Annotated in this window: 20 protein-coding genes, 2 tRNA genes and 1 pseudogene; 16 read left to right on the forward strand and 7 right to left on the reverse strand. The window is 69.2% G+C overall.

All coding sequences use genetic code 11. From position 1 onward, the window contains the following. The first annotated feature begins 87 nt into the window (after positions 1 to 87). The 4 genes from AC5Y4Z_RS12650 to AC5Y4Z_RS12665 all read left to right on the forward strand — a co-directional run bounded on the left by AC5Y4Z_RS12650 (position 88) and on the right by AC5Y4Z_RS12665 (position 4,487). Positions 88 to 1,119 (forward strand): ATP-dependent 6-phosphofructokinase, encoded by a 1,032-nt coding sequence (locus AC5Y4Z_RS12650; RefSeq protein ID WP_499964159.1) that lies wholly within the window; start codon positions 88 to 90, stop codon positions 1,117 to 1,119. Between the two features lie 290 nt (positions 1,120 to 1,409). Then, positions 1,410 to 2,342: a MinD/ParA family ATP-binding protein gene (locus AC5Y4Z_RS12655; protein WP_499964803.1), complete on the forward strand. Its 933-nt coding sequence runs from the start codon at positions 1,410 to 1,412 to the stop codon at positions 2,340 to 2,342. Positions 2,343 to 2,352: 10 nt separating this feature from the next. Beyond that, entirely contained in the window at positions 2,353 to 3,864 is a 1,512-nt protein-coding gene (gatB, locus tag AC5Y4Z_RS12660) for an Asp-tRNA(Asn)/Glu-tRNA(Gln) amidotransferase subunit GatB (protein WP_499964161.1), read from the forward strand. A gap of 98 nt (positions 3,865 to 3,962) precedes the next feature. Then, on the forward strand, positions 3,963 to 4,487 hold the full coding sequence (locus tag AC5Y4Z_RS12665; protein ID WP_499964806.1) for a flavin reductase family protein: 525 nt from the start codon (positions 3,963 to 3,965) through the stop codon (positions 4,485 to 4,487). 3 nt (positions 4,488 to 4,490) lie between these two features. Here the strand turns inward: AC5Y4Z_RS12665 and AC5Y4Z_RS12670 are convergent, their stop codons facing one another. Then, positions 4,491 to 5,612 (reverse strand): PQQ-dependent sugar dehydrogenase, encoded by a 1,122-nt coding sequence (locus AC5Y4Z_RS12670; protein ID WP_499964163.1) that lies wholly within the window; start codon positions 5,610 to 5,612, stop codon positions 4,491 to 4,493. A 304-nt stretch (positions 5,613 to 5,916) separates the two neighbouring features. On the opposite strand from AC5Y4Z_RS12670, the gene AC5Y4Z_RS12675 reads away from it, so the two are divergent. Next, on the forward strand, positions 5,917 to 6,768 hold the full coding sequence (locus AC5Y4Z_RS12675; protein ID WP_499964165.1) for a DoxX family protein: 852 nt from the start codon (positions 5,917 to 5,919) through the stop codon (positions 6,766 to 6,768). Here the strand turns inward: AC5Y4Z_RS12675 and AC5Y4Z_RS12680 are convergent, their stop codons facing one another. Next, entirely contained in the window at positions 6,769 to 7,107 is a 339-nt protein-coding gene (locus AC5Y4Z_RS12680) for a PH domain-containing protein (RefSeq protein ID WP_499964808.1), read from the reverse strand. A gap of 301 nt (positions 7,108 to 7,408) precedes the next feature. On the opposite strand from AC5Y4Z_RS12680, the gene AC5Y4Z_RS12685 reads away from it, so the two are divergent. Genes AC5Y4Z_RS12685 through ilvC form a run of 3 tightly spaced genes read left to right on the forward strand, consistent with a single transcriptional unit; the run spans position 7,409 to position 10,805 of the window. Beyond that, positions 7,409 to 9,268: an acetolactate synthase large subunit gene (locus AC5Y4Z_RS12685; RefSeq protein ID WP_499964167.1), complete on the forward strand. Its 1,860-nt coding sequence runs from the start codon at positions 7,409 to 7,411 to the stop codon at positions 9,266 to 9,268. Beyond that, positions 9,268 to 9,774 (forward strand): acetolactate synthase small subunit, encoded by a 507-nt coding sequence (gene ilvN, locus AC5Y4Z_RS12690; protein ID WP_499964170.1) that lies wholly within the window; start codon positions 9,268 to 9,270, stop codon positions 9,772 to 9,774. Before AC5Y4Z_RS12685 ends, ilvN begins: the two co-directional genes overlap by 1 nt. A 29-nt stretch (positions 9,775 to 9,803) precedes the next feature. Continuing rightward, on the forward strand, positions 9,804 to 10,805 hold the full coding sequence (gene ilvC, locus AC5Y4Z_RS12695) for a ketol-acid reductoisomerase (protein ID WP_499964810.1): 1,002 nt from the start codon (positions 9,804 to 9,806) through the stop codon (positions 10,803 to 10,805). A 74-nt stretch (positions 10,806 to 10,879) separates the two neighbouring features. Here the strand turns inward: ilvC and wrbA are convergent, their stop codons facing one another. Next, positions 10,880 to 11,479, reverse strand: coding sequence for an NAD(P)H:quinone oxidoreductase (wrbA, locus tag AC5Y4Z_RS12700; protein WP_499964172.1), 600 nt, complete (start codon positions 11,477 to 11,479; stop codon positions 10,880 to 10,882). Further along, on the reverse strand, positions 11,476 to 12,906 hold the full coding sequence (locus tag AC5Y4Z_RS12705) for a phytoene desaturase family protein (RefSeq protein WP_499964174.1): 1,431 nt from the start codon (positions 12,904 to 12,906) through the stop codon (positions 11,476 to 11,478). The genes wrbA and AC5Y4Z_RS12705 overlap by 4 nt, the downstream gene beginning before the upstream one ends. 29 nt (positions 12,907 to 12,935) lie before the next feature. Here AC5Y4Z_RS12705 and serA point away from each other — a divergent pair, with 29 nt between their 5' ends. Both serA and AC5Y4Z_RS12715 read left to right on the forward strand, forming a co-directional pair. Further along, a complete protein-coding gene (gene serA, locus AC5Y4Z_RS12710) occupies positions 12,936 to 14,522 on the forward strand; it encodes a phosphoglycerate dehydrogenase (protein ID WP_499964176.1) in 1,587 nt (528 codons plus the stop codon). After that, complete coding sequence (locus tag AC5Y4Z_RS12715; RefSeq protein WP_499964178.1) at positions 14,519 to 15,529, forward strand: 3-isopropylmalate dehydrogenase; 1,011 nt, start codon at positions 14,519 to 14,521, stop codon at positions 15,527 to 15,529. Before serA ends, AC5Y4Z_RS12715 begins: the two co-directional genes overlap by 4 nt. A gap of 133 nt (positions 15,530 to 15,662) precedes the next feature. Here AC5Y4Z_RS12715 and AC5Y4Z_RS12720 read toward each other — a convergent pair. Next, a pseudogene (locus AC5Y4Z_RS12720) lies at positions 15,663 to 16,856 on the reverse strand (MFS transporter); the annotation flags it as partial. Between AC5Y4Z_RS12720 and AC5Y4Z_RS12725 the strand changes: the two are divergent. From AC5Y4Z_RS12725 to AC5Y4Z_RS12740, 4 genes are all read left to right on the forward strand, one after another. After that, a complete protein-coding gene (locus tag AC5Y4Z_RS12725; RefSeq protein WP_499964180.1) occupies positions 16,807 to 17,604 on the forward strand; it encodes a fumarylacetoacetate hydrolase family protein in 798 nt (265 codons plus the stop codon). The pseudogene AC5Y4Z_RS12720 and the gene AC5Y4Z_RS12725 sit on opposite strands and share 50 nt — an antisense overlap. Further along, the gene (gene gltX / locus AC5Y4Z_RS12730; RefSeq protein ID WP_499964182.1) at positions 17,601 to 19,064 is read left to right on the forward strand and encodes a glutamate--tRNA ligase; all 1,464 of its coding nucleotides are present in this window, start codon (positions 17,601 to 17,603) and stop codon (positions 19,062 to 19,064) included. Before AC5Y4Z_RS12725 ends, gltX begins: the two co-directional genes overlap by 4 nt. Before the next feature lie 109 nt (positions 19,065 to 19,173). Continuing rightward, a tRNA-Gln gene (locus tag AC5Y4Z_RS12735) sits at positions 19,174 to 19,245 on the forward strand. Between the two features lie 72 nt (positions 19,246 to 19,317). After that, a tRNA-Glu gene (locus AC5Y4Z_RS12740) sits at positions 19,318 to 19,390 on the forward strand. A 6-nt stretch (positions 19,391 to 19,396) separates the two neighbouring features. Here the strand turns inward: AC5Y4Z_RS12740 and AC5Y4Z_RS12745 are convergent. Both AC5Y4Z_RS12745 and AC5Y4Z_RS12750 read right to left on the reverse strand, forming a co-directional pair. After that, complete coding sequence (locus AC5Y4Z_RS12745) at positions 19,397 to 19,909, reverse strand: pyridoxamine 5'-phosphate oxidase family protein (RefSeq protein WP_499964184.1); 513 nt, start codon at positions 19,907 to 19,909, stop codon at positions 19,397 to 19,399. Between the two features lie 115 nt (positions 19,910 to 20,024). Then, on the reverse strand, positions 20,025 to 20,726 hold the full coding sequence (locus AC5Y4Z_RS12750; protein WP_499964186.1) for an IclR family transcriptional regulator: 702 nt from the start codon (positions 20,724 to 20,726) through the stop codon (positions 20,025 to 20,027). A gap of 52 nt (positions 20,727 to 20,778) precedes the next feature. Between AC5Y4Z_RS12750 and leuC the strand changes: the two genes are divergently transcribed. Together leuC and leuD are read left to right on the forward strand one after the other, a co-directional pair. Next, entirely contained in the window at positions 20,779 to 22,194 is a 1,416-nt protein-coding gene (gene leuC, locus AC5Y4Z_RS12755) for a 3-isopropylmalate dehydratase large subunit (protein WP_499964188.1), read from the forward strand. A gap of 18 nt (positions 22,195 to 22,212) precedes the next feature. Next, positions 22,213 to 22,809: a 3-isopropylmalate dehydratase small subunit gene (leuD, locus tag AC5Y4Z_RS12760; protein WP_499964190.1), complete on the forward strand. Its 597-nt coding sequence runs from the start codon at positions 22,213 to 22,215 to the stop codon at positions 22,807 to 22,809. Positions 22,810 to 22,915: the final 106 nt, after the last annotated feature.

Raw genomic sequence — 22,915 nt, forward strand, 5'->3', positions numbered from 1 at the left:
CAAGACGCCGAACGGGGACTGCTCTCGTAGCGTGGAATTTTTGCGTCGGGTCGCGCCATCGGACGGCCGTACGGGCAAGATAAAAAGATGCGGATCGGAGTTCTCACGGGGGGCGGCGACTGCCCCGGGCTCAACGCCGTCATCCGCGCGGTCGTGCGCACCTGCGACGCGCGGTACGGCTCGTCGGTGGTCGGGTTCCAGGACGGGTGGCGCGGGCTGCTGGAGAACCGGCGCATCCAGTTGCACAACGACGACCGCAACGACCGCTTGTTGGCCAAGGGCGGAACGATGCTTGGCACCGCGCGCGTGCACCCCGACAAGCTGCGGGCCGGGCTGAGCCAGATCATGCAGACGCTCGACGACAACGGCATCGACGTGCTGATCCCGATCGGCGGCGAGGGCACGCTGACGGCCGCGCACTGGCTGTCGGAGGAGAACGTCCCCGTGGTCGGCGTGCCGAAGACCATCGACAACGACATCGATTGCACCGACGTCACTTTCGGCCATGACACGGCGCTGACTGTCGCCACCGACGCCATCGACCGGTTGCACAGCACGGCCGAATCCCACCAGCGGGTGATGCTGGTGGAGGTGATGGGGCGCCACGCCGGGTGGATCGCGCTGAACGCCGGGCTGGCCTCCGGCGCGCACATGACGCTGATCCCCGAGCAGCCCTTCGACGTCGAGGAGGTGTGCCGGTTGGTCAAAAGGCGCTTCCAGCGCGGGGATTCGCACTTCATCTGCGTGGTCGCCGAGGGCGCCAAGCCGGTCGCCGGCTCAATCACGTTGCGCGAGGGCGGCATTGACGAGTTCGGGCACGAGCGCTTCACCGGCGTCGCCGCGCAGCTGGGCGTCGAGGTCGAGAAGCGGATCAACAAGGAGGTCCGGGTGACGGTGCTGGGCCATGTCCAGCGGGGCGGCACCCCGACGGCCTACGACCGGGTGCTGGCCACCCGGTTCGGGGTCAATGCGGCCGACGCCGCGCACGCGGGGGAGTACGGCCAGATGGTCTCGCTGCGCGGCCAGGACATCGGCCGGGTGCCGTTGGCGGACGCGACGCGCCAGCTCAAGCTGGTGCCCGAAAGCCGCTACGACGACGCCGCGGCGTTCTTCGGCTGAATTGGCTGAACGGCCGGTGGCGCCGGCTTGACGATTGGCTGAACAGCGCCATTTTCGTGGTTTTCTGCCAGCTCGGAGCGGTTATATAGGGAGGTATGAGCCACCGCGGTTCGCCTCGCGGAATCGTTCACCAGCCCGCCGGATCGGCGGCCCCACCGGGCCCGCCGGGGCGACGGCAGCCGCCGTACCGGCACGCCGACTGGGAATCCGCCACGGTGCCGCAGCCGCACCGTTCGCCCACGGTGCCGGCGCCGGCGCGGCAGGTCCCGCCGCCGGGCCACCGCGAGCTGATGCTGGGCGGGACGGCGCTGGACGGTCTCGACGAGAAAGAGCAAACACCCGCCTCCGGCGCATTCAGCTGGCGCAGGCTGGTCCGCCGCCTCACCGGCATCGACATCGGCCCCGGCAAGGGCTCGGCGTACGAGCAGGAATTGCGGGAACGCATCCGCACGCCGGTGGGCGGCGCGTTTCCCATCGCCGTCCTCAACCTCAAGGGCGGCGTCGGCAAGACCGTGGTGGTCGAGGCGCTCGGTTCGACCTTCGCTGCCGCGCGCGACGACCGGGTGATCGCCGTCGACATCGACGCCGGCGACCTGGCCGAACGCCACGGCCGCCGCAACCCGCTGAACATGGCCGACCTGCTGCTCAACAACGCGGTCACCCAGTACTCGGAGGTCCGGGCGCACACCCACATGAACAGCTTCGGGCTGGAGGTGCTCGGGCTGCCCGACTACGCGCGCACCGACTGGAGGCTGGAGCGGCACGACATCGTCAGGGCGTTTTCGGTTCTGCGCAAGCACTATTCGGTGGTGTTGGTGGACTGCGTCAAGGCGGTCAATTCGGCGGTGATGGACGCCGTTCTGCCGGAGGCGCGGGCCCTGGTGGTGGTTACCAGCACCTCGATCGACGCCATCCGAAAAACCCGCACCACGCTGGAGTTGTTGCGCCACAATGGTTATCAGCGGTTGTTGAAGTCGACGGTGCTGGCCATCAACCACGTCGAACCGGGCAAGGTGGGCGTGGTGGCCGCCAAGGAACTCGACCAGTTGTCGGCCCGCGTCGCCGCCACGGTGGTGCTGCCGTTCGACCGTCATGTGCATGACGGCAAAGAGATTGGGCTGGATCACCTGAGCCGGGAAAGCAGGCGCAGCTATCTGGAGATGGCCGCCGTGCTGGCCGGGATGTTCGGAGGCAGGGCCGGGGAGCGTTCGGCGCCTCGTTAGGATCGAGGCCATGAGTGTTGCTGCCGGGGCCGAGCTGCTGGACTACGACGAGGTCATCGAGCGGTTCGATCCTGTGCTGGGCCTCGAGGTGCACGTCGAGCTGTCCACGGTGACCAAGATGTTCTGCGGCTGCGCGACCACGTTCGGCGCCGAGCCCAACACCCAGGTCTGCCCGGTGTGCCTGGGCCTGCCCGGCTCGCTGCCGGTGCTCAACCAGGCCGCCGTGGAGTCGGCGATCCGGATCGGGCTGGCGCTGAATTGCGAGATCGTGCCGTGGTGCCGCTTCGCCCGGAAGAACTACTTCTACCCGGACATGCCGAAGAACTACCAGATCTCGCAGTACGACGAGCCCATCGCCGTCAACGGCTACCTGGATGCGCCGCTGGAGGACGGCTCGACCTGGCGGGTGGAGATCGAGCGGGCGCACATGGAAGAGGACACCGGCAAGCTCACCCACCTGGGCAGCGAGACCGGCCGCATCCACGGCGCGACGACGTCGCTGATCGACTACAACCGGGCCGGTGTCCCCCTGATCGAGATCGTCACCAAACCGATCGTGGGGGCCGGCCCCCGGGCCCCGCAGATTGCCCGCGCCTACGTCACCGCGCTGCGAGACCTGTTGCGCGCCTTGGGCGTATCCGACGTCCGGATGGATCAGGGTTCGATGCGCTGCGACGCCAACGTGTCGTTGAAGCCCGCGGGGGCGGCCGAGTTCGGCACGCGGACCGAGACCAAGAACGTCAACTCGCTGCGCAGCGTCGAGGTCGCCGTGCGCTACGAGATGCAGCGCCAGGCCGCCGTCCTGACCTCCGGCGGCCGGATCACCCAGGAGACCAGGCACTTCCACGAGTCGGGGTACACCAGCCCCGGCCGCACCAAGGAGACCGCCGAGGACTACCGCTATTTCCCCGAGCCCGACCTCGAGCCCGTCGCGCCCGACCGCGGCTGGGTGGAGCAACTGCGGCAGACCATCCCCGAGCTGCCGTGGTTGAGCCGCAAGCGAATTCAGGACGAATGGGGTGTCTCCGACGAGGTGATGCGCGATCTGGTCAACGCCGGGGCCGTCGAGCTGGTCCTCGAGACCGTCAAGCACGGCGCGCCGAGCGAGCAGGCCCGCGCCTGGTGGGGAAACTTCCTGGTGCAAAAGGCCAACGAGGCCAACGTCGAACTGGACCGGCTGGCCATCACCCCGGCCCAGGTCGCGGCGGTGATCGCCCTGGTCGACGAGGGCAAGCTGTCCAACAAGCTGGCCCGCCAGGTGGTCGAGGGCGTGCTGGCCGGGGAGGGCGAGCCCGAACAGGTGATGACCGCCCGCGGCCTGGCGCTGGTGCGCGACGACTCGGTGACGCAGGCCGCCGTCGACGAGGCCCTGGCCGCCAATCCCGATGTCGCCGAAAAGATCCGCGGCGGCAAGGTCGCCGCGGCCGGCGCGATCGTCGGTGCGGTGATGAAGGCCACGCGGGGGCAGGCCGACGCGGCGCGGGTGCGTGAGCTGGTGCTGGCCGCCTGCGGTCAGGGCTGAGAAGCATATTCACAGCTGACTGACCGCTGCCAAGGATTCCACCGAGCGGTCCGCCCGGTCATGATGATCAGGTGGTCGACGAGTCGTTCGAAGATTTCATGGCGATGCTCGACGGCCCGGTCTTCGTGGTGACAACCCAGTCCGACGGCCGACCGTCGGGTTGCCTGGTCAGCTTCGCCACCCAGACCAGTGTGCGGCCGCCGAGTTTCCTGGTTGTCGTGCCGCGCGACGGCGACACCCACGAGGCGGCGGGCCAATCCGGGCACCTGGCCGTGCATGTCCTGGCGCAACGCCAGGTCGGTCTCGCCGAGCTCTTCGATGGCGACGCCGACAAATTCGACCGCTGCTCGTGGCGCGCCGGCCCGCAGGGCATGCCGATCCTCGACGAGGCGATCGCGTGGTTCGTCGGCCGGATCGCGCACTGGATCCAGATCGGCGATCACGTCGCCTTCGTGCTCGAGCCCGTCGCGACCTGGTCTCCCGAGAGCGACGAAGAATTGCTCTACCTGTCCGATCTGGACGAGGTGGAGCCCGGCCACGAGGCGCCGCACCGGCTGTTCGAGCGCGCGCCGAAAGACGCCGCGCGCCGATACGGCTTGCGGTTCACCCTCGACGGGTTCTGACGCTTACGTCTTGTCGTCGTTGTTGCGCGGGAATCCGCCGCCCTGCGGGAAGAGCGGGAACACCACGTCGTCGAGCTTCTCGGCGTCCCCGGCCGTCTTGTTGACCGTTGCGCCCCAGACGTTTCCGTCGGGTGACATGCGCAGCGCCCACGCGTGGGCGTGGGTGTCCTTGCGGACGACGTCGGGCTCGCCGGTGACCGCGCCCGTCGCCGGCGCGAGCCGCACCGCCACCGTCAGCTTCGTGTTGATCAGGTTGACCAGCACGGTCCCGTCCATCGCCGCGCACCCGGCCACGCCGGGCTTGTCCGGCCACGTCCACACCGTGGAGACCTCGGAGGTCTTTGTGATGCGCTGCAAGCGGTCGGCCGTAGGGGTGCGGTCGGCGACATAGAGCGAGCCGTCGACCGGGTCGATGCACATGCCGCCGCCGGCGCCGACGCCGGACAGCGCGGTCGTCGGCGGCGCCTGGCCGATGGTGGTCGGCTGCTCGATGCGCAGCACCTTGCCCGCCAGGGATTTAGGGTCGGCGGCCATGGCCGGGTTGCCCGCGTCGCCGGTCATCACGACCAGCGTGGTGGGGCTGGTGAAGATCAGCGCCCCGGTGTTTCCGGTGGCGCCCTTGGGGATCCCGGTCAGGATGTCCTTCGGGATGTCGCCGTCGGCCACCCGGATGACCCGGTTGTCGGTGGGCGTGCTGATGTAGGCGTACATCAGGCGGTCCTGTTGATAGGTGGGCGACAGCACGATGTCCATCAACCCGCCGTCGCCGGACGGGTCGACCGGGATGACCATCTTGACCTTGGGCTCGGCGCTGACCGAGATGTCCTTGACGGCGCCGGTGGTGCGCTCGGCGACCAGCGCGGTTTTGCTGTCGGGACCCATGATCAGACCGCTGGTGCTCTCCAGGCAGCCCTGCATGACCCCGGGCGCCGGGCAGGCCTTCGGGAAGGGCGTGGGCGGCAGCGGTGGCGGCGGGGGAGGCGTCGAGCTGGGTTGCGGCTTGAGCTCGGGGTTGGTGGTGAACGGCTGCGATTGGGCGTCATTGAACCGCGCGCACCCGCTCGCGACCAGCACCAGCGCGGACAACGCGGCCAGCCCGCACCGCACCGAGCGCCGTATCCGCATGCTCGACAGGCTACCTGTAGGTACCGGTGGCCCGGCTGGGCCGCGTTTGCCACATCGGGTGTGAGCTCATGGCTTCGGGTGTGAACACAGGGCGGCCTCCGGGGCCGCAATTCCGCCCACGTTTCACTATCAAATCCCAGGTTTCACACTAAACGCCGGCGTGCAGCCGCAACGGCGGCGAGGAAGCCCCCCGGACGGGCGAAACGGGTGATTTTGCCCCGATCCGGGCCGTTTTGACCGACTAACCGCCAAAAGCGCCGCTCAAATCCCCGATTCGGGCCGATTTGCCCTTACCCTGACACCCGTGACCAGTCAATCGAATGACGCACATTGGAGCCGGCCCGGCGAATCCGCGGAACCAACCCCGGGACGCCCTGCCTCGGCGCGCCTGGTCGACCCCGAAGATGACCTGACCCCGGTCGGGTACCCGGGCGACTTCGGCACCACCACCGTCATCCCCTACAGCGACCCCGGCGCGGGTAGCCCCGGGTCGGGCGGATATCACCTGCTCGACCAGCAGGAACCCCTGCCCTACGTGCAGCCGCAGTCGGTGGCGGCGGCGCCGATCTCCGCCACGGAGCCGGCCCAGATCGACGCGGACCCCGACCACGAGCGGCAGCACGCCGTGGGTCGGCGCGGCACCCAGCACCTGGGTCTGCTGGTGATGCGGATCGGGTTGGGCGTGGTGCTCGGCGCCCATGGCCTGCAGAAACTGTTCGGCTGGTGGGGCGGCTCGGGGGTGACCGGTTTCCGGAATTCACTGTCCGACGTCGGCTACCAGCACGCCGACATCCTGGCCTACGTCAGCGCCGGCGGCGAGATCGTGTCCGCCGTGCTGCTGGTGCTGGGGCTGTTCACCCCGATCGCCGCCGCGGGGGCCCTGGCCTTCCTGATCAACGGCCTGCTGGCCACCGTCTCGGCGCGCCCGCACACGCACACGTTCTCCTATTTCCTGCCCGACGGGCACGAATACCAGATCACCCTGATCGCCCTGGCGGTCGCCGTGATCCTGTGCGGGCCAGGCCGCTACGGCCTCGACGCGGGCCGGGGCTGGGCCCACCGCCCCTTCATCGGGTCGTTTGTGGCCCTGCTGGCCGGCATCGCCGCCGGCGTCGCGGTGTGGGTGCTCCTCAACGGGGTCAACCCGATCGCCTGATCACCCATAGGGGTTGGGCACCCGCCCGGCGCTGGCCTCGGTCAGCTGCGGCAGCGTCGCGAAGGTCACCGCGGGCAACCGCAGCTCGGCGCCGCTCTTGAGGCGGGCACGTGCCCACGAACCGCGGTGAAAGCGCAGCCCGTCGATCTCGTCCCAACGCACCGTCCGGCTCCCGAAGAGGTTGCGGACGGTCACGCCTTGGGCGTCGGCGACCGTGCGCAGCCGGACGATCATCGCCGACAACACCACCGGGATCACCAGCAGCGGCACGGACGGCGACCAGGCCAGCACCGGGATCAGCAGGCCCAGCGCCAGGAATCCGACGGCGAAATGCGCCATCGGCGACACCTTGATCACCACCGGGGAATCGGTCACCACCCATGCATCATTTCACCGCCGCGCGCGGGCCCCGGATTTGACTCCTGAGCTGTGCGAAGGCTACCGTCGGACGCTATGGATACCGGAAAGCCCGGAATGCTCGTAGTACTTAGTCAGCGCGTTGGTGGCTGACTAGTCCTTCGGCATTTGAAGCGATCCAGCACCAACGCGCAACCCTCGTTCAGCAGCTGAGCTGACGGGGGTTTTTTCTTGCGCGGCAACGAGACTTACACAGACGAATGAGGATGAAGAGGCGAGGACAGTGAGTGCACCCACAAAGCCACAGCCGCCCGACGCGGCCGCCGTCGCCACCGACGCGGTGAAGCCCGCCGCGAAAACCCCTGCGGCCCAACCGAAGCGAGTCGGTCCCGAGCAGCTCACCGGCGCCCAATCGGTGATCCGGTCGCTGGAGGAGCTCGACGTCGAGGTCATCTTCGGCATCCCCGGCGGCGCGGTGCTGCCGGTCTACGACCCGCTGTTCGACTCGAAAAAGCTGCGCCACGTGCTTGTTCGCCACGAGCAGGGCGCCGGCCACGCCGCCAGCGGGTACGCGCATGCCACCGGCAAGGTCGGCGTCTGCATGGCGACGTCGGGTCCCGGCGCCACCAACCTGGTCACGCCGCTGGCCGACGCGCAGATGGACTCGATCCCCGTCGTCGCCATCACCGGGCAGGTCGGGCGGGGGCTGATCGGCACCGACGCCTTCCAGGAGGCCGACATCTCGGGCATCACGATGCCGATCACCAAGCACAACTTCCTGGTCCGCTCCGGCGACGACATCCCCCGGGTGATGGCCGAGGCGTTCCACATCGCCGCCTCCGGACGCCCGGGCGCGGTGCTCGTCGACATCCCCAAGGACGTGCTGCAGGGCCAGTGCACGTTCAGCTGGCCGCCGCGGATGCACCTGCCCGGCTACAAGCCGAACACCAAGCCGCACAACCGCCAGATCCGCGAGGCCGCCAAGCTGATCGAGGCCGCGCGCAAGCCGGTGCTCTACGTGGGCGGCGGGGTCATCCGCGGCGGGGCGACCGAGCAGCTGCGCGAGCTGGCCGACGCGACCGGGATCCCGGTGGTCACCACGCTGATGGCGCGTGGCGCCTTCCCGGACAGCCACCCGCAGAACCTCGGCATGCCCGGCATGCACGGCACGGTCGCCGCGGTGGCCGGGCTGCAGCGCAGCGACCTGCTGATCGCGCTGGGCACTCGCTTCGACGACCGGGTGACCGGAAAGCTCGACTCCTTCGCCCCCGAGGCCAAGGTCATCCACGCCGACATCGACCCGGCCGAGATCGGCAAGAACCGCCACGCCGACGTGCCGATCGTCGGCGACGTCAAGGCCGTCATCACCGATCTCGTCGCGATGCTGCAACACCACGACATTCCGGGCCGCCTCGAGCTGAGCGACTGGTGGGACTATCTGCGCGGTGTCCAGTCCACCTACCCGCTGAGCTACGGCCCGCAGAGCGACGGCAGCCTGAGCCCGGAGTACGTGATCGAGAAGCTGGGCGAGATCGCCGGCCCGGACGCGGTATACGTCGCGGGCGTCGGGCAGCACCAGATGTGGGCGGCGCAGTTCATCAAATACGAAAACCCGCGCACCTGGCTCAATTCCGGTGGGCTGGGGACGATGGGGTTCGCGATTCCGGCGGCCATGGGGGCCAAGATGGCCCGCCCGGACGCCGAGGTGTGGGCGATCGACGGCGACGGCTGTTTCCAGATGACCAACCAGGAGCTGGCCACCTGCGCGATCGAGGGCGCGCCGATCAAGGTGGCGCTGATCAACAACGGCAACCTGGGCATGGTCCGCCAGTGGCAGACGCTGTTCTACGAGGAGCGCTACTCGCAGACCGACCTGGCCACGCACTCGCACCGCATCCCCGACTTCGTCAAGCTCGCCGAGGCGCTGGGCTGCGTCGGATTACGTTGCGAGCGTGCGGAAGACGTCGTCGACGTCATCAACCAGGCGCGCGCGATCAACGACCGCCCGGTGGTCATCGACTTCATCGTCGGCGCCGACGCGCAGGTGTGGCCGATGGTCGCCGCCGGCACCAGCAACGACGAGATCCAGGCCGCGCGCGGCATCCGCCCGCTGTTCGACGACGAAACCGAGGGGCACGCCTGATGCATACCAAGACGCACACGCTCTCGGTGCTGGTGGAGGACAAGCCCGGCGTGCTCGCCCGGGTCGCGGCGCTGTTCTCCCGGCGCGGCTTCAACATCGAGTCGCTGGCCGTGGGAGCGACCGAACAGAAGGACATGTCGCGGATGACGATCGTGGTCTCCGCCGAGGAGACGCCGCTCGAGCAGATCACCAAGCAGCTGAACAAACTGATCAACGTCATCAAGATCATTGAGCAGGACGACGACGAGTCGGTGTCGCGCGAGCTGTCGCTGATCAAGGTGCGGGCCGACGCCGGCAGCCGCAGCCAGGTGATCGAGGCGATAAACCTGTTCCGCGCCAAGGTGATTGACGTGTCTCCGGAATCGCTGACCATCGAGGCGACCGGTGACCGCGGCAAGATCGAGGCGCTGCTGCGCGTGCTGGAGCCGTTCGGCATCCGCGAAATCGCCCAATCCGGAATGGTGTCGCTGTCGCGCGGTCCGCGCGCTATCGGCGCCGTCAAATAACAAGGAGAAACGCAGAAGTGGCATTGGAAATGTTCTACGACGACGACGCGGACTTGACGATCATTCAGGGCCGCAAGGTCGGTGTGATCGGATACGGGAGCCAGGGGCACGCGCACTCGCTGAGCCTGCGCGACTCCGGAGTGCAGGTGCGCGTCGGCCTGAAGGAGGGCTCGAAGTCCCGGCCCAAGGTCGAAGAGCAGGGCCTGGACGTCGACACGCCCGCCGAGGTGGCCAAGTGGGCCGACGTCATCATGCTGCTCGCGCCCGACACCGCCCAGGCCGACATCTTCAAAAATGACATCGAGCCCAACCTGAAGGCCGGTGACGCATTGTTTTTCGGTCACGGGCTCAACATCCACTTCGACCTGATCAAGCCGCCCGCCGACGTCACCGTCGCGATGGTCGCCCCGAAGGGGCCCGGCCACCTGGTGCGCCGCCAGTTCGTCGACGGCAAGGGCGTGCCGTGTCTGATCGCCGTCGACCAGGACCCCACCGGCCAGGGCGAGGCGCTGGCGCTGTCGTACGCCAAGGCCATCGGCGGCACCCGGGCCGGCGTCATCAAGACGACCTTCAAGGACGAGACCGAAACCGACCTGTTCGGTGAGCAGGCCGTGTTGTGCGGCGGCACAGAGGAATTGGTGAAGACCGGCTTCGACGTGATGGTCGAGGCGGGCTACCCGCCGGAGATGGCGTACTTCGAGGTGCTGCACGAGCTCAAGCTGATCGTCGATCTGATGTACGAGGGCGGCATCGCCCGGATGAACTACTCGGTGTCCGACACCGCGGAGTTCGGCGGGTACCTGTCGGGCCCGCGGGTCATCGACGCCGACACCAAGCAGCGGATGCGCGACATCCTGCGCGACATCCAGGACGGCAGCTTCACCAAGAAGCTGGTGGCCAACGTCGAGGGCGGCAACAAGCAGCTCGAGGCGTTGCGCAAGGAGAACGCCGAGCACCCCATCGAGGTCACCGGCAAGAAGCTGCGCGACCTGATGAGCTGGGTGGACCGCCCGATCACCGAGACGGCATAGCCTCTTTCGCCGAGCAGACGCAAATGTCCCGTTTTCCTCGGCGTTGGTGTCGGGGGCTTTTGCGTCTGCTCGCGCTAAGAGGTGAGGCGCCCGGCGACCTCGACCACCCGGCGGGCCAGGTGGTCCAACGCGTTGGCGGTGGGCTCGTCGAACTCGCGGATGTTGTCGTGGGTGGACACCAGGCTCACGCCGTACGGGTTGCCGTCGACGAACTTGACCGGATCGGTATAGCCCGGCGGCACGATGATGCCGCCGAAGTGCATCAGCGTGATGTACAGCGACAGCAGCGTGGTCTCCTGGCCGCCGTGCAGGGTGTTGGACGACGTGAAGGCGGCATACGCCTTGTCGGCGAGCTTGCCCGCGGCCCACAGCCCGCCCAGCGAGTCGAGGAATTCCCGCAATTGCGCTGCGGGCGAACCGAAGCGGGTCGGCGAGCCGAAGATCACCGCGTCGGCCCACACGATGTCGTCGCCGGTGGCCGCGGGCAGGTCCTTGGTGGCTTCGTAGTTCGCGGTCCACGCCGGGTTGTGGGCGAAGGATGCCGGGTCGTGGGTTTCGGCGACGTGGCGCAGCCGCACCTCGGCGCCGGCGGACTCGGCGGCCGCGGCGACGCGCTGTGCCATCGCGGTGCCGTGGCCGGTGGCCGAGTAGTAGATGATCGCGAGTTTGGTCACGGAGCCAGCTTAGGCATGTCGGTGATGCCGAATTCGCGGCGCAACAGAGTGCGCGCGGCGTAGTAGCCGGACATGCCGTGCACGCCGCCGCCGGGCGGGGTGGCCGCCGAGCACAGATACGCCCCGGGAATCGGTGTGCTCCAAGGGTTCAGGCGCGGTATGGGCCCGGCGATGGCGCGCCAGGCGTTGTTGCCGCCCATCCCGATGTCGCCGCCGACGTAGTTGGCGTTGTGGTCGGCCAGCCGGGCGGCGGGCACGGCGCGGGCGGCCACCACGATGTCGCGGAAGCCAGGGGCGAACCGCTCGACGACCGCGGTGATCGCCTCGGTCGCGTCGGCGGTGGAACCGGCCGGCACGTGGGCGTACGTCCAGAACGGGCGCCGCCCCACGATGTCGATGCGGCCGGGGTCCGCGATGTGCGGGGAGGCCGCCAGCACCATCGGCCACTGGGCGTGGCGCCCGGCGGCGATGTCGGCCTCGGCGCGCGCCATCTGCTCGCGGGTGCCGCCCAGATGCAGCGTGGGCGCCTGCGCCAGCCGCGGGTCCGACCAGGGGATGTCCTCGCTGAGCACGAAGTCGACCTTGGCGACGCCGGGCCCAAAGGTGTAGCGGCGCAGCGCCTTCGCGTAGCGATCAGGCAGGGCGTCGCCGTAGATGCGCAGCAGCGCAGTCGGCGCGGTGTCGTATGCGACGAGGCCGGTCGGCGGCGAAGTGACCTCGACGCCGGCCGTGAGCTCGCCGCCTTGCGCGCGCAGGTCGGCGATCAGCGCGTCGGTGATCGCCTGGCTGCCGCCCACCGGGATCGGCCAGCCCACCGAATGCGCGAGCGTGGCCAGCATCAGCCCGGCGCCGGCCGCCGTCAGCGACGGCATCCGCGAAATCACGTGCGCCGCAACACCGGTGAACAGCGCGCGGGCGTCGTCCCCGGCCAGCGACCCCCACGCGGGCGTGCCCTGCGCCAGCATCCGCAGCCCCAGCTGCAGCGCGGACGGCAACGACCCGGGCACCGAGCGCTTGTCGCCCAGCAGCAGCCCCACCACCTCATCGGAACGCCGCACCAACGGGCCGAGCAGGCGCCGCCACGACGCGCCGTGCTCCAATTCCGCGCAGGTGCGTTCGAGATCGCGATAGGCGATCACCGCCGGGCGGCCCGGCAGCGGGTTGGCGTAGGAAATCTCGGGGACCGCCAGGCGCACGCCGCGCGCGGGCAGGTCGAACGCCGCGAAGAACGGCGACGCCAGCGCCAGCGGGTGAACCGCCGAACACACGTCGTGGAAGACGCCGGCGGAGTCGGGGTCGGGCGCGGTGCGGGCGCCGCCGCCGAAGGTCGGCTGGGCCTCGATGACCTGCACCTTCAGGCCGGCACGGGCGCAGATGACGGCCGCGGTCAGCCCGTTGGGCCCGCTGCCGACGATGGTGACGTCCACGCCCTTATTACAGCCGATAGTCTGGCCGGGTGAATCTGCCTGTTGTACTTATCGCCGACAAACTCGCCGAATCGACCGTCGCCGCCCTGGGAGACCAGGTCGAGGTGCGCTGGGTGGACGGGCCCGACCGGGAGAAGCTGCTGGCCGCCGTCGGGGACGCCGACGCGCTGCTGGTGCGCTCGGCCACCACCGTCGACGCCGAGGTGCTCGCGGCCGCCCCCAAGCTCAAGATCGTCGCGCGCGCCGGTGTCGGCCTGGACAACGTCGACGTGGACGCCGCGACCGCGCGCGGGGTGCTGGTGGTCAACGCCCCCACGTCGAACATCCACAGCGCCGCCGAACACGCGCTGGCGCTGCTGCTGGCCGCGGCGCGCCAGGTCCCCGCGGCCGACGCCACCCTGCGCGAGCACACCTGGAAACGGTCGTCGTTCTCGGGCACCGAAATCTTCGGCAAGACCGTCGGTGTCGTCGGGCTGGGCCGGATCGGCCAGCTGTTCGCGCAACGGATCGCGGCCTTCGGCACCCACGTCGTCGCCTACGACCCGTACGTGTCGCCGGCCCGCGCCGCGCAGCTCGGCATCGAGCTGCTGTCGCTGGACGACCTGCTGGCCCGCGCCGACTTCATCTCGGTGCACCTGCCGAAGACGTCGGAGACGGCGGGCCTGATCGACAAGGAGGCGCTGGCCAAGACCAAGCCCGGCGTCATCATCGTCAACGCCGCGCGCGGCGGCCTGGTCGACGAGGCCGCGCTGGCCGACGCGGTGAACAGCGGCCAGGTTCGCGCCGCCGGCCTCGACGTGTTCTCCACCGAACCCTGCACCGACAGCCCGCTTTTCGAGCTGCCGCAGGTGGTGGTGACGCCGCACCTGGGCGCATCCACCGGCGAGGCGCAGGACCGGGCCGGCACCGACGTCGCCGAGAGCGTGCGGCTGGCGCTGGCCGGGGAATTCGTGCCCGACGCCGTCAACGTCGGCGGGGGAGTGGTCAGCGAGGAGGTGGCGCCCTGGCTCGACCTGGTGCGCAAGCTCGGGGTGCTGGCCGCCGCGTTGTCGGGCGAGCTGCCGGTGTCGCTGTCGGTGCAGGTGCGCGGCGAGCTGGCCGCCGAAGAGGTTGAGGTGCTGAAGCTTTCGGCGCTGCGCGGGCTGTTCTCGGCTGTCATCGAGGACGCCGTCACGTTCGTCAACGCGCCGGCGCTGGCCGCCGAGCGGGGCGTCACCGCCGAGATCACCAAGGCCACCGAAAGCCCCAACCACCGCAGCGTGGTCGACGTGCGCGCGGTCGCCGCGGACGGCTCGGTCGTCAACGTCGCGGGCACGCTGTCCGGGCCGCAACTGGTGGAAAAGATCGTGCAGATCAACGGCCGCAACTTCGACCTGCGCGCCACCGGCACGAACCTGGTGATCAACTACGCCGACCAGCCGGGCGCGCTGGGCAAGATCGGCACGCTGTTGGGTGGGGCCGGGGTGAACATCCAGGCCGCGCAGCTGTCCGAGGACGCCGAGGGCCCGAGCGCGACGATCCTGCTGCGGCTGGACCAGGACGTGCCCGACGATGTGCGTTCGGCGATCGCGGCCGCCGTCGGCGCCAATATGCTTGAGGTGGTTGATCTTTCGTGAAACTGGCGGTGATTGCCGGCGACGGGATCGGCCCGGAGGTGGTGGCCGAGGCGGTCAAGGTCCTCGACGCGGTGCTGCCGGGCGTAGACAAAACCGACTACGACCTCGGCGCCCGGCGCTTTCACGCGACCGGCGAGGTGCTGCCCGACTCCGTGGTGCCCGAGCTGCGCGAGCACGACGCGATCCTGCTCGGCGCGATCGGTGACCCGTCGGTGCCCAGCGGCGTGCTGGAGCGAGGGCTGTTGCTACGGCTGCGATTCGAGCTGGACCACCACGTCAACCTGCGCCCGGGCCGGCTGTACGCCGGGGTGCAAAGCCCCCTGGCGGGCAACCCGGGCATCGACTTCGTGGTGGTGCGCGAGGGCACCGAGGGCCCGTATACCGGCAACGGCGGCGCCATCCGGGTGGGGACGCCCCACGAGGTGGCCACCGAGGTCAGCGTCAACACCGCGTTCGGCGTGCGCCGGGTGGTGCAGTACGCGTTCGAGCGGGCCATGCTGCGCCGCAAGCACCTGACGCTGGTGCACAAGAACAACGTGCTCGCGTTCGCCGGGTCGTTGTGGTCGCGGACCGTGCAGGAGATCGCGCGCGACTATCCCGACGTCGAGGTCGCCTACCAACACGTCGACGCGGCCACCATCCACATGGTCACCGACCCGGGCCGCTTCGACGTGATCGTCACCGACAACCTGTTCGGCGACATCATCACCGACCTGGCCGCGGCCGTGTGCGGCGGAATCGGCTTGGCGGCCAGTGGAAACATCGACGCGACCGGATCGAATCCGTCGATGTTCGAACCGGTGCACGGCAGCGCGCCCGACATCGCCGGGCAGGGCATCGCGGATCCGACCGCGGCGATCATGTCGGTGGCGTTGCTGCTTGCCCACCTCGGCGAGGACGACGCCGCGGCCCGGGTGGACCGGGCCGTCGAGAGCCATCTGGCGACCCGTGCGAACGAACGGCTCGCCACCACCGAAGTCGGCGCACGGATTGCCGCCGCGCTCTAGTCTCCAGGCCGGGCGGCAGTAACCGCACCGGCACGAACGGTATCGCCAGCAGCGGAAACAGCCCGCACAGCGCCCACGCCGTCGGGTATCTGGCGGCCGAGATCAGCGCACCGAACAGCGGCGGGCCGCCGGCGGCCATCAACCGCTGGGTGGTGTTCTGGATGCCCAGGGCGCGCCCGCTCCAGAACGGTCCGGCGAATTCGGTGATGGCGGTCGCCTCCAATCCGTTGTCCAGCACCGCGATCACCGCGATGGCGACCATGAGGGGCACGTCGTACGGCGAGCCGTCGATGCTGTCCGAGACGGCGAGCAGGAACAGGGTCAGCGCGGCGGCGACGGCGATGACGGCGACGGGCTGCATCCGCGAACCGATCCGGTCGGACCAACGGCCGACCGCGACGCGGCCCACCGCGCCGAGCAACTGCGACAGGGTGACCAGGCCGCCCGCCGCGGCGATCGACCAGTGATGGTGGTTGATCAGCCACACCAGCATGAACGTCACGGTCACCGTCTGCGGCATCATGAGTAGCCCCGCCACCGCGTGGATGCGCCACAGCACCGACGACCCGTGATACGGGCTGGCCAGTTCCTCCATGGTGGCCGTCTTGCGGGATTTGCGCACCGGGTCGACGACACCGATCACGCTGGCCACCGTCGCCACCGTGCACACCACCGCGAGAAACATCAGCCCGCGGTGCGGCCCGTGCTCGGCCAGCTCGGGTATCACCAACGCGCCCACCGCGATCCCCAGCGGCTGGGCGGTCTGGCGGATGCCCATCGCCAGGCCGCGCTGCTGCGGCGGGAACCAGCCGGACACCAGCCGTCCGCCGGCGGCGTTGCAACTCGCGGCGGCCATGCCCCCGAGGAACAGGAAGAACCCGATCAGCAGGAGCGCGTGCGCGGACGCCGCGGCGTAGGCCGCGGCCGCGGTGAGCGCCGAGCCCACGGTCAGCACGATCCGCTCGCCGACGCGGTCGAGCACGTAGCCCCACAGGACCAGCGTGGCCACCATGCCCCAGCTGGGCATCGACGACAACAGGCTGGCCTCGGTCAGGCGCACGCCGCGCTGATTCTCCAGCGACGGGATCAGGAAGGCGATGCCGTTGATGAAGAGGAATGAACTCGCCGTCACGAACAGCGAGACGACCATGACCGCCCAGCGCGCGCCCGTGCTGAGCTCGGCGGTACGGTCCGCGGACGTCGGCGCCATCAACCCATGTTTCCACAGGCCGCCGCCCGTCGCGGGGACCGCGGGCTGGGCTATTAGGCTCGAGCAAATGCGCCTCGGTCGAATCGCCAGCCCGGACGGTGTCGCCTTCGTCAGCATCGAGGGCGAACTCGACGATCCGGCCACACTGACGGCCCGGGAGATCGCCGAGCACCCGTTCGGCACCCCGAGCTTCACGGGCCGCTCGTGGCCGCTGGCCGATGTCCGGCTGCTGGCGCCGATGCTGGCCGGCAAGGTGGTCTGCGTCGGCAAGAACTACGCCGACCACATCGCCGAGATGGGCGGCACGACGGGCCCCGCGCCCGCCGACCCGGTGATCTTCCTCAAGCCCAACACCGCGATCATCGGACCGAACGTGCCGATCCGGTTGCCGGCCAACGCATCACCGGTGCACTTCGAGGGCGAGTTGGCGGTCGTCATCGGCCGCGCCTGCAAGGACGTTCCGGCCGCCCGCGCCGCCGAGAACGTCCTCGGCTACACCATCGGCAACGACGTCTCGGCGCGCGACCAGCAACAGGCCGACGGCCAGTGGACCCGCGCCAAAGGCCACGACAGCTTCTGCCCGGTGGGCCCCTGGATCGTCACCGATATCGACCCGGCGGATCTCGAACTGCGCACCGACGTCAACGGCGACGTCAAGCAGCACAGCCGCACCTCGCAGATGATCCACGACGTCGGCGCCATCGTGGAGTGGATCTCGGCGGTGATGACCCTGCTGCCCGGCGATCTCATTCTCACCGGAACGCCGGCCGGCGTCGGCCCGATCGAGGACGGGGACACCGTCACCGTCACCGTCGAGGGCATCGGCAGCCTCACCAATCCCGTTGTGCGCAAAGGAAAGTCGTGACTGGAGCAGCTCCCGTGCGGGTCCGGTTCTGCCCGTCGCCCACCGGCACCCCGCACGTCGGGATGGTCCGCACGGCGCTGTTCAACTGGGCCTACGCCCGACACACCGGCGGCACCTTCGTGTTTCGCATCGAGGACACCGACGCCGCGCGCGACACCGAGGAAAGCTACCTGGCGCTGCTCGACGCGCTGCGCTGGCTCGGCCTCGACTGGGACGAGGGGCCCGAGGTCGGCGGGCCCTACGGGCCGTACCGGCAGTCGCAGCGCCGGGAGGTCTATGCCGACGTGGTGGCCAAGCTGCTCGACGCCGGCGAGGCCTACTACGCGTTCTCGACGCCCGAGGAGGTCGAGGCGCGCCACGTCGCCGCCGGCCGCAATCCCAAGCTCGGCTACGACAACTTCGACCGTCAGCTGACCGATGCGCAGCGCGCGGCGTTTGTGGCCGAGGGCCGCACGCCGGTGGTGCGGCTGCGCATGCCCGACGAGGACCTCGGCTGGGACGATCTGGTGCGCGGGACGACCACGTTCGCGGCGGGCAGCGTGCCCGACTTCGCGCTCACCCGCGCCGGCGGAGAACCGTTGTACACCTTGGTCAACCCGGTCGACGACGCGCTGATGAAGATCACCCACGTGCTGCGCGGCGAGGACCTGCTGCCGTCGACGCCACGCCAGCTCGCGCTGTATGGGGCGCTGATCCGGATCGGCGTCGCCGACCGCACCCCGCAATTCGCCCACCTGCCAACCGTGTTGGGCGAGGGGACCAAGAAGCTGTCCAAGCGCGATCCCCAGTCGAACCTGTTCGCCCACCGCGACCGGGGTTTCATCCCCGAGGGGCTGCTGAATTACCTTGCGCTGCTGGGCTGGGCGATCGCCGACGACCGCGACGTGTTCAGCCTCGACGAGATGGTGGCCGCGTTCGACGTCGTCGACGTCAATTCCAACCCGGCCCGGTTCGACCAGAAGAAGGCCGACGCGCTCAACGCCGAGCACATCCGGATGCTGGACGCCGGCGACTTCACCGCGCGGCTGGGTGAGTACTTCCGCGCGCACGGGCATCACGTGGGACTGGACGACGCGGCCTTCGCGGTCGCCGCCGAGCTGGTGCAGACGCGCATCGTCGTGCTCGGCGACGCGTGGGAGCTGCTGAAGTTCCTCAACGACGACGAGTACGCGATCGACCCCAAGGCCGCCGCCAAGGAGCTCGGACCCGACGGCATCGCCGTCGTGGACGCCGCGCTGGCCGCGCTGGACCCCGTGGCGGACTGGACCGCCGAGCCCATCGAGGCCGCGCTCAAGTCCGCGCTGATCGAAGGCCTCGCGCTCAAACCGCGTAAGGCGTTCGGCCCGATCCGGGTCGCCGCGACCGGAACGACCGTCAGCCCGCCGCTGTTCGAGTCGCTGGAGCTGCTGGGCCGCGACCGCAGCCTGCGGCGGTTGCGGGCCGCGCGCGACGGCACCTGACCGGCGCCGGCAGAATCTTTGGTAGTCTGCACTGCGGTTTTCACAACGGCCCACGACCGTCGGCGGCGTCCTTCTCGGAACGCGCTGACCAGCGGTTTCAGGCAGCCAATGGGGTATGGTGTAATTGGCAACACAGCTGATTCTGGTTCAGCCATTCTAGGTTCGAGTCCTGGTACCCCAGCAAAGTCGCAGCACCGCTTGCGATTAGGAGCGTCATCGCCGGTGAGCTATGCTGGCAGCTCGGATCGGTTCTGGCCCCGTCGTCTAGCGGCCTAGGACGCCGCCCTCTCACGGCGGTAGCGTGGGTTCGAATCCCATCGGGGCTACAAAATTTATTGGCCGGTCCCCAGCACGGCCGGCGCGGTCGATCCGCCGACCGGCATGGGCGGCATCCCCAGCTTGCGGTGATCCCACGAACGCGTGCGCCGGGCCACGATGCGCACGCAGACTCGCTTGTTCATCATCTGCTCGACGAAGGGCTTCATGTCGTCGCTGTAGGGGCCGGTGTAGCGCTCCCACACGCTGACCCCGACGCGATGGTTGACGTCGGGATCGTCGACGATCTCCGCGACGCCCTCGAAGGACACCCCGCGCAGCGTGTCGTAGGTGTGGCCGCCCTCGATCAGGAAGGTCACCCGCGGATCCCGTTTGAGGTTGACCGCCTTCTGCGACTTCGCCTTGGTCTCCAGCCAGATCTCGCCGTCGACGACGGCGTACCACATCGCCGTCAGGTGCGGCTGGCCGTCGGACCCGACGGTTGCCAGCGTGCCGGTGCGGCTGGTGGTGACGAAGTCGGCGATTTCGGCTTCCGACATGACGATGTCGGCGCGTTGATTGGTTCCCATGGCGGTCAGTGTGTCAGGCGCCCGTTCGTTGAGTGTGCACCGGTGGTGTTCGAACCTGCGCCCAGTGCGTAAGAATCGCGGGCTGTCGCGCGCTGAGCGCAGTTTCGATGCGAATCTAGAGCCGGCGCGCGAGCGCGTCGGCGGCCGACAGCAGATCGGCGGCCCAGCGGACGCCCGGTCGCCGGCCGATCCGGTCGACGGGCCCGGACACCGAGATCGCCGCGACGACGGCGCCGCGGCCGTCGCGCACCGGGGCCGAGACGCTGGCCACCCCGGGCTCGCGCTCGGCCACGCTCTGCGCCCAGCCGCGCCGGCGCACGTCGGCCAGCGCCCGGTCGGTGAACTTCGCCGTCGGCAGCACGGCCTTTTGAATGGCGGCGTCGGCATACGCGAGGAGCACCTTGGCGCCCGAGCCCGCCGTCATCGGCAACCGCGCGCCGACCGGGACCGTATCGCGAAGACCCGCAGCCGGTTCCAGGGCGGCCACGCAGACCCGCGACGTGCCCTCGCGGCGATACAACTGCACGCTCTCGCCGGTGGTCTCGCGCAACGCGGGCAGCACCGCCGCGCTCGCGGTCAGCAGCGGATCGTTGACGCGCGCGGCCAGTTCGGTGACCGCCGGCCCCAGCCGCCAGCGCCCCTCGTCGTCCCGGGCGAGCAGCCGATGGACTTCCAGGGCGGCCGCCAGCCGGTACGCGGTGGCCCTGGGCAACGCGGTCCGCTCGCACAGTTCGGCCAGCCCGCACGGGGATTCCGCGATCGTGTGCAACACCACCATCGCTTTGTCGAGGACCCCGATGCCGCTATGCTGTCTCATATCAAGATACTAACGTCTCACATCGTGAGATCAACCCGAACGAGAGAAGCCCATGTCGAACCCGCGCACGCTGGCCGAAAAGGTCTGGGACGACCACGTTGTGGCATCCGGGGACGGTGACGCACCGGACCTGATCTACATCGATCTGCACCTGGTGCACGAGGTCACCAGCCCGCAGGCGTTCGACGGGCTGCGCCTGGCCGGCCGGCCGGTGCGGCGGCCCGACCTGACGCTGGCCACCGAGGACCACAACGTGCCCACCATCGACATCGACAAGCCGATCGCCGACCCGGTGTCGCGCACGCAGGTCGAAACGTTGCGGCGCAACTGCGAGGAATTCGGCGTCCGGCTCTATCCGATGGGCAACATCGACCAGGGCATCGTGCACGTCGTCGGCCCCCAATTGGGCCTCACCCAACCGGGAATGACGATCGTCTGTGGTGACAGTCACACGTCCACGCACGGCGCGTTCGGCGCGCTGGCCATGGGGATCGGCACGTCGGAGGTCGAACACGTGCTGGCCACCCAGACGTTGCCGCTGCGGCCGTTCAAGACGATGGCCGTCAACGTGGACGGGCCGTTGCCTTCCGGCGTGACCGCCAAGGACATCATCCTCGCGCTGATCGCGAAGATCGGCACCGGCGGCGGGCAGGGCCACGTCATCGAATACCGCGGCAGCGCCATCGAATCGCTGTCGATGGAAGGCCGGATGACGGTCTGCAACATGAGCATCGAGGCCGGCGCGCGGGCGGGCATGGTGGCGCCCGACGAGACGACGTACGAGTTTCTGCGCGGCCGCCCGCACGCGCCGACGGGCGAGCACTGGGACGCCGCGGTGTCTTACTGGCAGCGGCTGCGCACCGACGCGGGCGCCGTCTTCGACACCGAGGTGTATCTCGATGCGGCGTCGTTGAGCCCGTTCGTCACGTGGGGGACCAATCCCGGCCAGGGGGTGCCGCTGGACGCGGCCGTTCCCGACCCCGAGCTGATCGGAGACGACGGGGAGCGGCAGGCCGCCGAGAAAGCCTTGGCGTACATGGACCTTCGGCCTGGCACACCGATGCGCGACATCAGCGTCGACGCGGTGTTCGTCGGCTCCTGCACCAACGGGCGCATCGAAGACCTGCGGGCGGTGGCCGACGTGTTGCGCGGCCGCAAGGTCGCCGAGGGGGTGCGCATGCTCGTCGTGCCGGGCTCCATGCGGGTACGCGCGCAGGCCGAAGCCGAAGGACTGGGCGAGGTTTTCACCGCCGCGGGCGCCGAATGGCGCCAGGCCGGATGCTCGATGTGCTTGGGCATGAACCCCGATCAGCTGTCGCCGGGGGAGCGGTGCGCCGCGACGTCCAACCGGAACTTCGAAGGGCGGCAGGGCAAAGGCGGCCGGACCCATCTGGTGTCGCCGGCCGTCGCCGCCGCCACCGCGGTGCGGGGCACGCTGTCCGCGCCGGCCGACTTGAACTCCAACTGAGTTGAATCGAGGACGAAAATGCAAGCCTTTCGCATCCACACGGGCATCGGTGTGCCGCTGCGGCGATCCAATGTCGACACCGACCAGATCATTCCCGCGTCGTTTTTGAAGCGCGTCACCCGAACCGGTTTCGAGGACGGCTTGTTCGCCACGTGGCGCTCGGATCCCTCATTCGTGCTCAATCTCAGCCCCTTTGACCGCGGCTCGGTTCTGGTCGCAGGGCCCGATTTCGGCACCGGGTCGTCGCGCGAGCACGCCGTGTGGGCGCTCATGGACTACGGGTTCCGGGTGGTCATCTCGTCTCGATTCGGTGACATTTTCCGGGGCAACGCCGGGAAGGCGGGCCTGTTGGCGGCCGAAGTTTCGCAAGACGGCGTCGAACTTCTTTGGAAGCTGATCGAGGGCAGCCCGGGCTTGGAAATCACTGCCAATCTTCAAGATCGAAATATCACCGCCGGAACGGCGGTGCTGCCGTTCAAGATTGACGACCACACCGCCTACAGACTGCTCGAGGGCCTCGACGATATAGCCCTTACGCTGCAGAAACTCGACAAGCTCGAGGCGTTCGAAGCGACGCGTCCCGACTGGAAGCCGCGCACGCTGCCGACCTCGTGACGGGCCGATCGGGCGGATATTCTTCTCGCTGAGCTAAGTAAACCCGGCCGATTTCCCACTCCCGCCACCGGTCAAGGGCGGCAACCGGATTGCGAAAAACCTCGTT

The sequence above is a fragment of the Mycobacterium sp. NGS63 genome, assembly GCF_059812295.1.